The sequence below is a fragment of the Paenibacillus camerounensis genome (assembly GCF_000723885.1).
In the GTDB taxonomy this organism is placed as follows: domain Bacteria; phylum Bacillota; class Bacilli; order Paenibacillales; family Paenibacillaceae; genus Paenibacillus_AQ; species Paenibacillus_AQ camerounensis.
In genome coordinates this window covers 1-13,475 of the sequence record NZ_CCDG010000032.1, presented here as the reverse complement: position 1 = coordinate 13,475, position 13,475 = coordinate 1, and the positions used below count along the sequence as shown (strand labels likewise).

At 55.8% G+C, this 13,475-nt stretch carries 15 protein-coding genes and 1 pseudogene; 11 read left to right on the top strand and 5 right to left on the bottom strand.

Annotated elements, in window-relative coordinates; all coding sequences use genetic code 11:
* Window positions 1-471 (bottom strand): annotated as a pseudogene (locus tag BN3772_RS12575) (alpha/beta hydrolase); the annotation flags it as partial.
* Window positions 472-848: 377 nt separating this feature from the next.
* Between BN3772_RS12575 and BN3772_RS12570 the strand changes: the two are divergent.
* The 4 genes from BN3772_RS12570 (at window position 849) to BN3772_RS12555 (ending at window position 4,161) form a co-directional block, all read left to right on the top strand.
* A complete protein-coding gene (locus BN3772_RS12570; protein WP_042199808.1) occupies window positions 849-1,973 on the top strand; it encodes a sulfate ABC transporter substrate-binding protein in 1,125 nt (374 codons plus the stop codon).
* A gap of 140 nt (window positions 1,974-2,113) precedes the next feature.
* Complete coding sequence (gene cysT / locus BN3772_RS12565; protein WP_042199807.1) at window positions 2,114-2,953, top strand: sulfate ABC transporter permease subunit CysT; 840 nt, start codon at window positions 2,114-2,116, stop codon at window positions 2,951-2,953.
* A gap of 37 nt (window positions 2,954-2,990) precedes the next feature.
* Window positions 2,991-3,836, top strand: coding sequence for a sulfate ABC transporter permease subunit CysW (cysW, locus tag BN3772_RS12560; protein ID WP_425280436.1), 846 nt, complete (start codon window positions 2,991-2,993; stop codon window positions 3,834-3,836).
* A gap of 103 nt (window positions 3,837-3,939) precedes the next feature.
* Window positions 3,940-4,161, top strand: a complete 222-nt coding sequence (locus tag BN3772_RS12555; RefSeq protein ID WP_042199804.1) for a YezD family protein — start codon at window positions 3,940-3,942, stop codon at window positions 4,159-4,161.
* Window positions 4,162-4,286: 125 nt separating this feature from the next.
* On the opposite strand, the gene BN3772_RS12550 is transcribed toward BN3772_RS12555, so the two are convergent.
* Entirely contained in the window at window positions 4,287-4,595 is a 309-nt protein-coding gene (locus BN3772_RS12550) for a hypothetical protein (protein WP_042172368.1), read from the bottom strand.
* A gap of 269 nt (window positions 4,596-4,864) precedes the next feature.
* Here BN3772_RS12550 and BN3772_RS12545 point away from each other — a divergent pair, with 269 nt between their 5' ends.
* From BN3772_RS12545 to BN3772_RS12535, 3 genes are all read left to right on the top strand, one after another.
* Window positions 4,865-5,278 carry a GNAT family N-acetyltransferase gene (locus BN3772_RS12545; protein WP_042199803.1) on the top strand — a complete coding sequence of 138 codons (414 nt, stop codon included), beginning with the start codon at window positions 4,865-4,867 and terminating at the stop codon, window positions 5,276-5,278.
* 116 nt (window positions 5,279-5,394) lie between these two features.
* A complete protein-coding gene (locus tag BN3772_RS12540) occupies window positions 5,395-6,027 on the top strand; it encodes an NAD(P)-dependent oxidoreductase (protein WP_042199802.1) in 633 nt (210 codons plus the stop codon).
* Between the two features lie 963 nt (window positions 6,028-6,990).
* Window positions 6,991-8,667, top strand: coding sequence for a bifunctional ADP-dependent NAD(P)H-hydrate dehydratase/NAD(P)H-hydrate epimerase (locus tag BN3772_RS12535; protein ID WP_042199800.1), 1,677 nt, complete (start codon window positions 6,991-6,993; stop codon window positions 8,665-8,667).
* Window positions 8,668-8,799: 132 nt separating this feature from the next.
* Here BN3772_RS12535 and BN3772_RS12530 read toward each other — a convergent pair whose 3' ends face one another.
* A complete protein-coding gene (locus BN3772_RS12530) occupies window positions 8,800-9,255 on the bottom strand; it encodes a hypothetical protein (protein ID WP_042199798.1) in 456 nt (151 codons plus the stop codon).
* A 27-nt stretch (window positions 9,256-9,282) separates the two neighbouring features.
* Window positions 9,283-10,182 (bottom strand): SDR family oxidoreductase, encoded by a 900-nt coding sequence (locus tag BN3772_RS12525; RefSeq protein WP_042199796.1) that lies wholly within the window; start codon window positions 10,180-10,182, stop codon window positions 9,283-9,285.
* 153 nt (window positions 10,183-10,335) lie between these two features.
* Here BN3772_RS12525 and BN3772_RS12520 point away from each other — a divergent pair, with 153 nt between their 5' ends.
* The 3 genes from BN3772_RS12520 to sdaAA all read left to right on the top strand — a co-directional run bounded on the left by BN3772_RS12520 (window position 10,336) and on the right by sdaAA (window position 12,468).
* Entirely contained in the window at window positions 10,336-10,752 is a 417-nt protein-coding gene (locus BN3772_RS12520) for a GNAT family N-acetyltransferase (RefSeq protein WP_042199795.1), read from the top strand.
* 127 nt (window positions 10,753-10,879) lie between these two features.
* Window positions 10,880-11,590 (top strand): L-serine ammonia-lyase, iron-sulfur-dependent subunit beta, encoded by a 711-nt coding sequence (sdaAB, locus tag BN3772_RS12515; protein WP_042199794.1) that lies wholly within the window; start codon window positions 10,880-10,882, stop codon window positions 11,588-11,590.
* A complete protein-coding gene (gene sdaAA, locus BN3772_RS12510; protein ID WP_042199792.1) occupies window positions 11,587-12,468 on the top strand; it encodes an L-serine ammonia-lyase, iron-sulfur-dependent, subunit alpha in 882 nt (293 codons plus the stop codon). Before sdaAB ends, sdaAA begins: the two co-directional genes overlap by 4 nt.
* Before the next feature lie 43 nt (window positions 12,469-12,511).
* Here the strand turns inward: sdaAA and BN3772_RS12505 are convergent, their stop codons facing one another.
* A complete protein-coding gene (locus BN3772_RS12505) occupies window positions 12,512-12,814 on the bottom strand; it encodes a hypothetical protein (RefSeq protein ID WP_042172388.1) in 303 nt (100 codons plus the stop codon).
* Window positions 12,815-13,157: 343 nt separating this feature from the next.
* Between BN3772_RS12505 and BN3772_RS12500 the strand changes: the two genes are divergently transcribed.
* Window positions 13,158-13,352 carry a YwbE family protein gene (locus tag BN3772_RS12500; protein ID WP_039869328.1) on the top strand — a complete coding sequence of 65 codons (195 nt, stop codon included), beginning with the start codon at window positions 13,158-13,160 and terminating at the stop codon, window positions 13,350-13,352.
* Window positions 13,353-13,475 lie beyond the last annotated feature (123 nt).

The window sequence follows — 13,475 nt, the reverse complement described above, 5'->3', positions numbered from 1 at the left end:
CCGCCTGCTGCGCAGCAGGCCTGCCGATAAACCCGCCGCTGCTCCAATCAGGGCAGCAATAGCGGCAATGACTGCCGCTGCTTCAATAGCGAGGCCTCCAAAGTACAGGATCAGCAGCACGGCTGCGAAGGAGCTTAGAAAAGTACCGGCAAACAGCCTCGGAAAACGCAGGCCGGTCAGGGCCAGCAGCAGAGCCAGGAGATTGCCGGCGAGTGCCAGCACCAGCGTTCCGGCTCCTGCAGCCAGCATAATATCGGCTGGCTTTCCCATGCCGGTCGGAATACCAAGCACAGCAATAATGAAGGCGAGTGTGCATATGATCCAGGGACCGGCCAGCGCGGTCCGCCATAAGGCTGTATCATGCGCATAGGTTAACCCGATGCGTCTGCCTGTTTCACTGAATATGCGTCTGATCAGCCGCGGCCGCTGTGGCGGCTGGAGCTCCGGAGCATACTCCAAATCCATTCCCATATTTGTATCCCCCATAAGATGTAGCAATAATATTACTTTACAGCTTTTACAGCTTTAATAACAAGCGGGTCTTGCAGGGACGGCCGCCATTTGCTTCCGCGGAAAGAGCAGAATACAAGCTTGAAGCCATTTTGAAAAAAAGATTTGACAGGATGCGGAGTTTTCAGTATTATGTGTCTAAACCTACTAAACGGGTAGGAATAATTAAATAAATGTTCTTACCGTACAGACGGAGGAGCGCCCGCTTGAAGCAAGCAGACACGTGTCTACATGACCGGTTTGACCTGCCATATGTGGGCTTTCCTGCGTCTTTTTTTCTACTATCATGAATTTCAGAGGCGTCTCTAATATTAACAAACATGGGGGAGTGGTTGGAAATGAAGAAAGGGATCAAGAAGGGGCTTCTCGCCGGATTTACATTACTGCTGACGGCAGGGCTCACTGCTTGCGGAAGCAACGGTAACACGGGCAACAGTGCAAATTCAGCGGCAGGTACGCCAGAGGCAACCAATGCCGGAACGAATGCAGCTGCTACAGCCGAGGCGACCAAGGCGCCGGCAAAAGATCCGGTAGAGCTGCTGAATGTCTCCTACGACCCCACACGTGAGTTATATGAGAAGTATAATAAGGCCTTTGCTGCTTATTGGGAGCAGGAAACAGGCCAGAAGGTAACCGTTAAACAGTCCCACGGCGGTTCCGGGGCGCAGAGCCGGGCGGTGCTTGAGGGGCTTGAGGCAGACGTAGTAACACTGGCCCTTGGTTACGATATTGATGCGCTTGCCGATAAAGGCCTGATCAGTTCAGATTGGGGAAGCCAATTCGAGCATAATAGCTCACCGTATACCTCAACCATAGTGTTCCTGGTGCGCAAAGGCAATCCGAAGGGCATCAAGGACTGGCCGGATCTGTTAAAAGAAGGCGTAGAAGTGATCACTCCGAACCCGAAGACCTCCGGCGGAGCACGCTGGAACTATCTGGCGGCATGGGGCTACGCGCTTGACCATAACAATAACGATGAAGCCAAGGCGCAGGAATTCGTCCAGGAGCTGTTCAAACATGTGCCGGTGCTGGATACCGGAGCGCGCGGAAGTACAACGACATTTGTTGAACGCGGCATCGGTGATGTGCTGCTGGCCTGGGAGAACGAAGCCTATCTGTCCATCAAGGAGCTGGGGCCGGATAAGTTCGAAATTGTGAACCCGTCCGTAAGCATTCTGGCTGAGCCGCCGGTGGCGATCGTGGATAAAACGGTGGATAAGCGGGGTACCCGTGAGGTTGCTGAAGCTTACCTGGAGTATCTTTACACCGAGGAAGGGCAAACAATCGCGGCTGAGAACTACTACCGTCCGACCCTGGAGAGCGTGAAGGAGCAGTTCAAGGACCAGTTCCCTGAGATTAAGCTGTTCACCCTGGCCGAGAAGTTCGGCACCTGGAAAGAGACACAGGAGAAGCATTTCAATGACGGCGGAATCTTTGACAAGATTTATGTACCGGGAAGCTAATAAATAGGATACCGAACGCATTAACCGGATGCCTCAGCCAAAGAGCTGGGGCATTCATGAATGTAAGGACCCGGGGAGCCTGCTCCGTCAGGGAAGCTGATCGGCGGATGAGCCGAAGGCAGGAAAGGAAAGGTGTATAGATGAACGTCATTTCTACGGCTGCGGCACGGCGCAAGGTGCTTCCGGGCTTCGGCATTACAATGGGTTACACTGTACTGTACCTGAGTCTGGTAGTGCTGCTGCCGTTATCGGCGCTGCTCATTAATTCAACAGGGCTGAGCTGGGCCAAGTTCTGGGATGTTGCCACAGATCCCCGGGTATTGGCTTCCTACAGGATCAGTATCGGTACCGCTGCCGCTGCCGCCTTGGCGAATGCTTTTTTTGGCCTGCTGATGGCCTGGGTGCTGGTGCGTTATGAATTTCCCGGCAAAAGAATATTCGATGCGCTCATTGATCTCCCGTTTGCGCTGCCCACTGCGGTTGCCGGTGTTTCATTGACCGCACTCTATTCCCAGAACGGCTGGATCGGCTCACTATTTGCACCCTATGGATTCAAAATTGCCTTCACCCCGCTTGGAATCACGCTGGCGCTGATGTTCATCGGGATTCCCTTTGTCGTGCGGACCGTACAGCCGGTGCTAGAGGATCTGGACCGGGATATGGAGGAGGCTGCAGCTACGCTGGGCGCTGGACGCGGCCGGACTTTTCTGCGTATCCTTCTGCCTGAGGTGTTCCCGGCACTGCTTACCGGCTTTGCGCTGGCCTTTGCCCGGGGGATTGGTGAATTCGGCTCAGTCGTCTTTATCTCCGGCAATATGCCGATGCGGACAGAGATTGCTCCGCTGCTGATCATGTCCAAGCTGGAGCAGTTCGACTATGCCGGAGCGACGGCGGTGGCACTGCTGCTGCTGCTGATTTCCTTCCTGATGCTGCTGGTCATTAACCTGCTTCAACGCTGGGCCCGCAAAACTTCACGTTAGAGAAAAGGGAGGGATAAACATGGCAGGAACTGTGCCCATGCATAACACGAAGCCGAGAAGCAGTACTGCTTCCTCCGCAACAAATGAATCCTCTGCAGTCAGGTGGGTATTAATTGGAGCTGCCATGCTGGTAATGCTCTGGCTGATTGCCCTGCCGCTGATCGTTGTGCTGACAGAGGCGCTGAAGCGGGGCTGGGACGTCTACTGGGCTGCGCTCTCCGATCCCGATGCGGCTTCAGCACTGAGGCTGACGTTGCTGGTAGCAGCCATTACCGTTCCGCTGAACACCATTTTTGGCGTAGTAGCCGCCTGGGCAGTGACCAAATTCCGTTTCCGCGGTAAAGGCTTTCTGATTACGCTGATCGACCTGCCGTTTGCCGTATCGCCGGTCATCGGCGGGCTGATCTTTGTCCTTGTGTTCGGCTCCAGCGGCTGGTTTGGCTCCTGGCTGAGCGATAATGACATCAAGATTGTCTTTGCACTGCCCGGCATCGTGCTGGCGACCCTTTTTGTAACCTTCCCGTTTGTGGCGCGTGAGCTGATTCCGCTGATGGAGGACCAGGGCACGCAGGAGGAGGAAGCGGCGATTACGCTGGGGGCAAAGGGCTGGCAGGTCTTTTTCCGCGTTACGCTGCCTAATATTAAATGGGGTCTGCTCTACGGCATCATTCTCTGCAACGCGCGGGCTATGGGTGAATTCGGAGCAGTCTCCGTAGTATCCGGGCGTATCCGCGGAGAGACGAACACACTGCCGCTGCATGTTGAGATTCTGTATAACGAATATCAGTTCTCCGCTTCGTTCGCGGTTGCTTCGCTGCTGCTCATATTGGCTTTGGTCACAATGGTCATTAAAAGCTGGCTGCTGCGCAAAAATGCTCATTGACAGCAGTTTTGGTTCCGTGCTAAGTTAAAGCTCAGTATACAAGTTGGAAATGACGGGATTTAGGCGGAGATAACCCCCTGTCCGGGGAAAGGGAGGCTGGAAAATGGCTAAGCCACTGAAGGTGGATGAGTTATGGCTATCACGAATATCAGAACTGCTGGACAATATGGAATTCGGCTCACTGCATATCGTAGTGCACGAAGGGCAGATTGTTCAGATGGAGCGTACGGAGCGCAAGCGTTTCGAGAACAGCTCAGCAAATCCGCGTTACAGTGGGGAAACCGGAAACCGGCGCACCGATGCCCGTTCGGCGGGACGGGGATAGAAGAAGCAGGTCAGTACTCATCCTATATACATTTGAGCTTGAGAACAGAACAGAACAGAACAGAGCAGCGTCTCCTTCCATTTGAGGGGGATACGCTGCTCTGTTTTTGTGAGGGACAGATTTAATTAATAACGCGGTCTCTGGCGGTTAGCCGAGATACCTTCAAACAGCAGGACAATGGCAGTTACGGCGTGCATGATCCAGCCTACAAACGGAATGAGGGCGACTACCGAAGTGACAATCCCGATTACGTTCCCGATGTACGGGCCGCGTTCCTTCAGCAGAATAACGACAGCAGCTGCATGGAGCAGGAAGGCAACACCGAGCGGCAGCCAGGCATTGGCGACAACAAAGGTGCCTCCGATAAACGGAATGGCCAAAAAGGCCTCATACGCAAATGTTCCCCATTTAAACAGCTTTCCCAGTGATGACATAACGGTTCACCGATCCTTTTTAAAAGTTATTATGGTGCCTGGTTCTGTTACTAGTAGTTACCCTTCTTCGCGGACTGAGAATAGGCTGTGATGTCTGTGGCGGAATTCTTTTATAGCATACGTCGCAATCTGCGATTCGTTTCAAAATGCCTTACGGGCTTATCCGCCCGCTCCCTTGATTGCTGTTCCTGCTGTCGTATATATTGGTTAGAGTAAAAAGGAGCCTGACAGCAGGCTCCGGGCAGAGGATGAGAGGAGGTAAGGTTAGCATGAATCATAACTCAAAACCGGAGCTTCGCCATGAGCTGCCTCAGGCAGAGCAGTATCTGGCGCTGCGGGCAGAGGCCGGACTGAGTCCGATGAGCATTGCGGGGGCGGAGGCCGGGCTTCCGCGGTCCTGCTTTGCTGTTACTGTATATGACGGGGAACAGCTTGTCGGAATGGGGCGGGTGATCGGGGACGGAGGCTGTTTCTTTCAGGTGACCGACATTGCGGTTAAGCCCTCTTATCAGGGCCGGGGATTAGGTAAGGTTATCGTGCGGGAAATCAGGGGATTTCTGGATACCGTGCCCCAGCCCTCCTATGTCAGCCTGATTGCTGACGGTGAGGCGGCCGGGCTCTATGCGCAGTTCGGATTTGTTCCGGTTATGCCGGAATCACAAGGGATGTTTTTGCGGCGGTAAGTGGAATGAAAAGCAAGAAAAAAAGCGATAAAAGATATAGGCAACAGGCAGCTGCCGCAGTTATAGGATTCTTAACAGTAAATAACAGGCAGGCTGGCGGAAGGTGGGGGAATCAGATGGATGTAGTGGTAATCGGAGCATCAGGAACGATAGGAAAAGCAATTGTACAGGAGGCGTTAAAAAGAAAGCATGAAGTAACCGTAGCCGTCCGCAGCACGGAGACTGTTATGCTTGAGCATGAACGCCTGAAGGTAGTTCAGGTGGACGTACTCGATGCGGCATCCGTTGCCGCAGCGGTAGCCGGTCACGGGGAGATTATCAGCGCTTACGGGCCGGACCCGGGCCGGGAGGATGATCTGCTCAGAGCAGCGGATTCACTGATTGAAGGTCTCCGGCAGGCGGGTGTAGAGCGCCTGATTATTGTAGGCGGTGCCGGCAGCCTGAAGACAGAATCCGGTGAGTGGCTGATGGATACGGCGGACTTTCCGGAGGAGCTCCGCCCGCTGGCGGCAGCCCACGCGCACGCGTATGAGGTTTACAGAAGCTCAGCGCTGGATTATACCTATATCAGCCCTCCGGCCGCCGTCATTGCCGGCCGCCGGACCGGCATGTTCCGGATCGGCCTCGACCGGCTGATTACGGACGAGAACGGGGAGAGCAGCATAAGTGTAGAGGATCTGGCGGTAGCGGTCGTTGACGAGCTGGAGGAAGGCAACTTCAGCCGGGAACGGTTTACTGTAGCTTATTAACGGACATAGAAGCGTTGCAGGGCTGCAGCAGCAGTTGCAGTTCTGCCCCGGGCCGGCGGGGGATTATTTCCAGGCGGAGAGGGGTAAGACTTATTGCATATGATGCTGTAAGTCTTGCCTTTTTTTGTATGTCTGCGTGGTTCGGTCCGGCCGTAGATGCGGCATCCTCCGGACTGGGCTTATGGACTAATACAGTGACTGGCCGGGAGTGCTGCCGGTGCCGGGTAAACAGGGCGGGAATACCTTCGTAAGGAGCGGCTGTTGCCGGATGGCGGTGGATGCTTGTTTTGCGGGTGATTGCTGTGTTTCCAGGCAAAGTTATAGAAACGAACTGAAGAATGTACCCCGCTGAATGAGAAAGCTCCTGAATTTACAAGGGTTTTATCATTCAGCAGTCCATCATGCTTAAGTTCAGCTTATTTAGTTGGATTTTCTCCATTTAACACCTTTATATTTTAATTATTCTAGAGATTAGGTGGAAAAAGGCGAACTGATTCGGGCCAAATCCCCCTTATGGAGCTAATTTGGGATGATTAAGGGTGTTTTTTCCAACTAATGTTCTTGAGAGAGGGCTTATATGAAGAATAGTTGGAGAATTTCCACTTACCACTAAACACTGGACTATATAAATTGAACTATATAGATGGAACTAAACATTTAACAAAGGGAAAAGTGGCGGAGTGGAATTTTGGAACTGAAGGAGCGGCAGCGACTGCCTGAAAGCTCTTCACCGAAAAGCTTGCTAGAGAAGCATCAGCTGTCTGCGGATTTCAACCGCGAACAGCGGTACAATTGAAGAAACCTGCAGATGGGCAGCGCCCGGAAGTTCAAATATTCTCTGGAGTCACGGTTAATCCTAAAGCAGACCAATCACTAGTTCAACCTGTATAGAAAACTAAATAAGAGTAAAAGAGGCGGAGAGAATTTCACTATTTGAAGCTGAAAAGGAGCTGGAGTCCTATTATGGATTTGGTCACTGCAGAAGAGATGCGGCGGCTGGACCGCATGACGATCGAGAAGCTTGGTATCCCGGCTATTGCGCTCATGGAGAATGCCGGGCGGGCAATTGCTGAGGAGGTAATTGCCTTCTGCCGGAGCAGGCAGTACAGCTGCAGGCCCGGATGGTACGGAGGCAGAGCGGACGGGTACGGGCAGAGCATGGAGAGTGATATTGTACGCGGGAGCGGCGGTGCGCAGCCGCCGCGTGATTTCCGGGTCAGCGGCGACCGCGCGCTGACCTTAGACACTGCCGCCGCCGAGCATTGGCTGATCCTCGCCGGCAAAGGCAACAATGGCGGCGACGGCCTCGCCGCCGCCCGGCACCTGCGTGAGGCGGGCATCGCCGTCACGCTGGTCTACGCGGCCGCGCCGGAGACGCTGGCCGGTGAAGCCGCCGTGCAGCGGAGTGCTGCTGCGGCGCTGGGGATTCCGGCCGCTGTGCACGGCCGGGATGCCATCGACTTTGCCGGGTGCACCGGCATCGTCGATGCACTGCTCGGCACCGGAAGCGCGGGAGCGCCGCGCGGTGCCTATGCGGCCCTGATTGCCGCGGCGAACGCCAGCGGCAAGCCGGTGGTGTCCGCGGACATCCCCAGCGGGCTGGACGCGGACACGGGGGAACTGCATGAGCCGTGCATTCATGCAGCGGTGACGGTCTGCCTCGCGCTGCTCAAGCGCGGGCTGGTGCAGTATCCCGGCGCGGAGGCAGCCGGGAGGGTCGTGGTCCGCGCCATCGGCATCCCTGCCGCTCTGGCCCGTGAGGCCGGGGTACAGGCCAGCCTGCTGACCCCGGAAGTGCTGCAGACACGTCTTCGTGTTGACATGTCGCGCCGCCGCTCGCCCGAAGGGCACAAGGGCACCTACGGCCATGTCCTGCTCGCGGCAGGGAGCTTGTCCATGAGCGGCGCCGGCCTGCTCGCGGCACGGGCCGCGCTGCGGGCAGGCTGCGGTCTGGTGACCTGGGCGCTGCCCGCGGCACTGATGCCGTATGTAATCGGTGCTGCCCCGGAGATCATGCTGGCTGCCGCCGGCGGCGGGGAGGACGGCACCTGGAATGCGGGAACGGCTGCCGAGGTACTGCGGCTCAGCAGTAAACGTGATGTGGTCGCCGCAGGCCCCGGAACAGGCCGGTTTACAGGAGACAAGGAGTGGCTACGCATGCTGTGGGAGGGAGTCCAAAGCCCGCTGGTGCTGGATGCGGATGCCCTTAACATCCTGGCTGAATGTGATTATACAGGTTGGACCGGGCCGGAGCGGCCGGTTATTCTGACCCCTCATCCGGGGGAAATGGCCCGGCTCGCGGGCGTATCCACGGCGGAGGTCCAGCGTGACCGGATCGGTCTTGCCCGGAATTATGCTGTAAAGCACGGTGTAATCCTTGTCCTTAAGGGTTCACACACTGTAATTGCTTCACCTCAAGGGGAGATCTATGTTAACGCCACAGGCCATCCCGGGATGGGCACGGGCGGAGCGGGCGATGTGCTGACAGGAATAATAGCCGGTCTGCTCGCCCAGAGTCTGAATGCCGTTCAGGCGGCTGCCTTCGGGGTGTATCTGCACGGTCTGGCCGGTGAGCGGGCGGCCGTCGCACGGAATCATCCTTCGGCACTGGTCGCCGGAGATATTATTGAGGCGCTATAGTAGCTGCGCTGTAACTCATGTGCAAACAGACCATAATTCGTGCCTGCAACCCCCGGCCATACCTGTTCATATTACGCTCAGCCGGCTTATCTCCGGTACTGGCAGCCAGGGGTTCAGCCTAATATAATGTGCCTATAACAAAACAAGACACAGCAGCGGAACGAACAGGGCGAACACAGGCAGCAGCAGCGGGTACCGCTCGCCGGCCAGCTGGGCCAGCCTGAACAGCAGCAGGATGCCGATTCCGTAGAGGCCGCAGGTCTGCGTATCTCCTCCCTGCTCGGAGGCCAGCCACAGGCCGGCGCCAAATCCGGCGGCTGCATATAATACAAGCGACGGTCCAAGTCTGGAAGAACGGAACATGGACAGCAGGGCATCTGCAATCAGCGCAGCAGGCAGACCGTAAGCATACACGGCATATGGCACTGAAACCGGCCAGCCTTCCGGCACTCCGTTATGATGCGGCAGTCCAAGCAGCACAAGCGACACAAGCATAAAGGTCAGGCCGGCGGCAGACAGCTTGGACAGGGCGTACAAGCCTGCCTTCAGCCTCACGGAGGGCAGATCATACTCTTTGATTTTGTTCATCTGAAAACGTCCTTTCGGGTTTGGGGATCAGCTTGTGACCATATCTCCTCCATTAACATGGATGCAGGTGCCTGTGACGTAGGCGGAGTCCGGGCTGGCCAGATAGACATAAGCGCCTGCGAGCTCATAGGGCTGTGCAGCCCGCCCGAGCGGGGTATCCGTCCCGAACAAGCTGACTTCGGCTGCGGAGTAGCTGGAAGGAATAAGCGGGGTCCACACCGGACCTGGAGCGACACTGTTGACACGGATTCCGGTATCGGCAAGTGACAGGGCAAGAGAGCGGGTGAAGGAGACGACAGCACCCTTGGTTGAGGAATAATCAATCAGCTCCTTATTGCCCTGGTAAGCGGTAATGGAGGCGGTATTGATGATGGAGGAGCCTTTTTTCAGGTGAGGAAGTGCAGCCTGGCTCATGAAAAAGTACGGGAAAATGTTAGTCTGAAAGGTCTGGTACAGCTGCTCCTCCGTAATATCCAGCAGGCTGCGCTGCGGATACTGCACTGCAAGATTGTTGACCAGAATATCGAGTCTGCCGAAGGTCTGTACAGTCTGCTCCACCGCCTGGAAGCTGTTTTTCCTGTAACGCAGATCCGTCTCGATCCGCAGGCAGCGCCGGCCGAGCTGTTCTATCCGCCGGGCAGTGTCTGCGGCATCTGAAGCTTCATAGAGATAAGCAATGGCCACATCTGCGCCTTCCTTGGCAAAGGCGATAGCCGCCGCCCTGCCGATCCCGCTGTCTCCGCCGCTGATCAGGGCAACCCTGCCCCCCAGTCTGCCGCTGCCGCAGATTTCCCTGTCTTCGCTGATCGGAAGGGGGTTCATCAGGCTTTCCAGTCCGGGCTGGCGGTCTTGATGCTGAGGGGGGAAGGCTATTTTTTGAATGCGGCATACCGTCTGTTCCCCGTAGAAGGGGTATGTGGGATTCATCGCCAGGTGTTCCTCCTTGCCTGCTGTCTGTTTTGTATATTTCTATGCATCCGCCCAGAAAAGGGTGCGCTTCCGCGGCATGAGCCGGGGGGCCGGCCGGCGGTTATGCTGTTGCTGTAGCTAAATTAATCCATAGAAGGGCGGAAAAAGAGCATGCGTTACCGGGCAATGATAGCAGAGGATTATGATGCAGCCGGCAGGCTGTGGGGAAATACGGCTGGTATGGGGCTTAGCAGCGCCGATTCCAGGGAAGGAATCTTACAATTTCTCGGGCGGAATCCGGGAATAAGCCAGGTATGCGAGGCGGAAGACGGCACGCTGGCCGGTACCGTGTTGTGCGGCCATGACGGCCGCAGAGGATATATGTATCATGTTGCTGTAAGTACAGCATGCCGCGGGAAGGGAGCCGGCCGTGAAATGGTGTCGCGTGCGCTTTCAGCACTTCGTGCTGACGGTATATTGAAATGCCATCTAATGGTAATTGAAGGGAATGGACTGGGACGCAGCTTCTGGTCGGGAACCGGCTGGGAGGAACGGGACGGCATTGTGCTTTTTTCGCAAAATACATAATCTGTTGCTTTCTGTTGAAGAGGCAGCCATTAGATAACAATGAATGTAATAGTGTAGGTTCGGCATTCGTGCAGTATAATGTATAGGCAATTAATATAGCTAAATTTGATAGCGGGTGATCAGAGCAATGCGCTTTAAGGATGTATTCTCAATAATCGGCCCGGCGATGGTCGGACCTTCGAGCTCCCATACAGCCGGTGCCGCGCGGATTGGCCGTGCTGCCCGTCAGGTGCTGGGCGAGATGCCGCGTGAGGCGGAGGTTATTTTCTTCGGCTCATTTGCCGCCACTTATCAGGGGCACGGGACGGACCGGGCTATTGCCGGCGGATTGCTGGATTTTGCCACGGATGACCACAGGCTGCCGGATTCGGTCGAACTGGCCGCTGAAGCGGGGATGGACATTTCCTTCCGGCAGGGAACAGGCCTGTTCCCCCATCCGAACACAGTCAGGCTCCGTCTTGTCGGCCGGGACAGCGGTACGGAGCTGACGCTGACAGGGATTTCAATCGGCGGCGGAAATATTGAAATTGTGGATATCGACGGCTTCGGAGTCAAGCTGACGGGGATGTATCCAACCGTGCTGATCAATCATATGGATTATCTCGGCGTGCTGGCCAGTGTTACGGACGTCATGCGCAGAGGACAGTTTAACATCGGTCATATGTCGCTTGACCGCAAAAACCGCAGCGGTGCAGCACTCACCGTGCTGGAGCTGGATGAGCCGGCGACGGGGGAACTGCTGCAGGAGCTGCAGGCCCTCGCAGCCGTCACATCGGTCAAAGTGGTGGACTTGAACGGAGTCAAGCAAGAACAGAAAGGGAAGGAAAGCACAACATGAATTTTCAAACACTGAGCCAGCTGGCTGTATTATGTGAGGAACGGGGACTTGGCATCGGCGCGCTGATGCTGGAGGAGCAGAGCGAGGAATCGGGGCGTCCGCAGAGCCAGGAATTTGCTACGATGAAGGAGTATTACGGGGTCATGAAAGAAGCGGTACAACGCGGAATGACTCAGGATACGACCTCGCGCAGCGGTCTGACGGGTCTCGATGCCCAGCGGGTGGGCGCGTATAACACAGCGGCTGAGCCGTTACTGGGCGGACCGGCCGGGCAGGCAATGGCCTATGCACTGGCGGTATCGGAAGTGAATGCCTCCATGGGACGGATTATTGCTACACCTACGGCAGGCTCCTGCGGGATTATCCCGGGAGTCTTTCTCAGCTGCCAGGAGCGTTTCGGCTGGGACGATGATTATATGGTTTCAGGGCTGTTCGCGGCAGGGGCAATCGGCTATGTGATTGCTAATAACTCCTTCGTGTCCGGTGCGGAGGGCGGCTGCCAGGCTGAGGTTGGTTCAGCGATCGGCATGGCTGCAGGAGCACTGACGGAGCTGCGCGGCGGAACACCGGCCCAGGCGGTTCATGCCGTAGGACTGGCGCTCAAAAATACGCTTGGCCTGATCTGTGATCCGGTAGGCGGGCTTGTCGAGATTCCCTGCATTGTGCGTAACGGCTTCGGGGCTGTCACTGCACTGGCTGCAGCGGATATGGCGCTGGCAGGCGTACGCAGCGTAATTCCTTCTGACGAGGTAATCAAAGTGATGCTTGAGGTCGGCTCAGCCATGCCGGAGAAGCACCGTGAGACTGCCGGGGGCGGACTGGCCCAGACGCCGACCGGCCGGCAGATTATGAAGGATCTACGAAATAAGAAGGGCTGAGCGACCGGACTTGCTGCATATAACGGTTAGCTGTTATAGAGGCTTACAGCATGCGGAAACGTTCCAGCTGCTCCCACATCCCCTCCCGCCGGAGAATTTCCGGCTGCTTCGGTCCGAGCAGATCGAAGTGGGGGAAGGGGCGGCGGTTATGGATATATTGCGCGGGAAGGCCGTTCTGCTCGCACCAGCGGCGGAGGCGGGGAAGGTCGCTGCAGCCTACCTTGGTTACGGTGGTAATACCGGGAAACCGGGGATCGATCCAGTAATGGGTGAGAAAAGCGATCTCCCCCCGCTGGACCGCCGCTTTCCACTGGTTCAGTTCTTCTCTGTTGATTCCGAAGGCCATAGCGGTCTCCTCCATATCCTTGGCGGCAAGTCCGGCTTCATCGCGGACTGCGCTGATGTAATTATGCAGAGCTATTATCCAGGTTGTCGCTGAATATATTAAGTGGAAAACCGGCACCTATTGTCAGGTTAAAGCTTGGCTAGAGAAAAATAGTTAGAAAAAGGACATCTAATTCTGCTATTTTGGCCCATAATAGGATTAATGGTCTGAAATAGGTGACATTTTTCTAACTAATGAGCAAAAATATCGGAAAACGTTGGGATTAGTTGCCGAAAATCCAACTAGTCAGTTGAGCCCCAATTCACAGCCTGGCTTCACGGCAACTTACGAAAGGAGGCTTATGATGAACGGACAGGTTAGAGCGGACATCCGTCCCGGACTTGAGGTGGATATTGTGCTGAAGCAGGATCAGGCTACAGGCAAGCTCACACACGGTACGGTAAAAGATATTCTGACCAACTCACCGCGTCACCCGCACGGTATTAAGGTGCGGCTGGCTGACGGGCAGGTCGGACGGGTCAAAAAGATCACAGGCTGAATTGCAAGGCTGCAGACAGCTGCTTAATGAATAGCAGGCTCCAAGTGCTCGCACATCTTCATAAGCGTTGCATTTAGCACCCGCTGTATCCTGCCGTGCCCTCGGGCACGGCAGGATACAGCG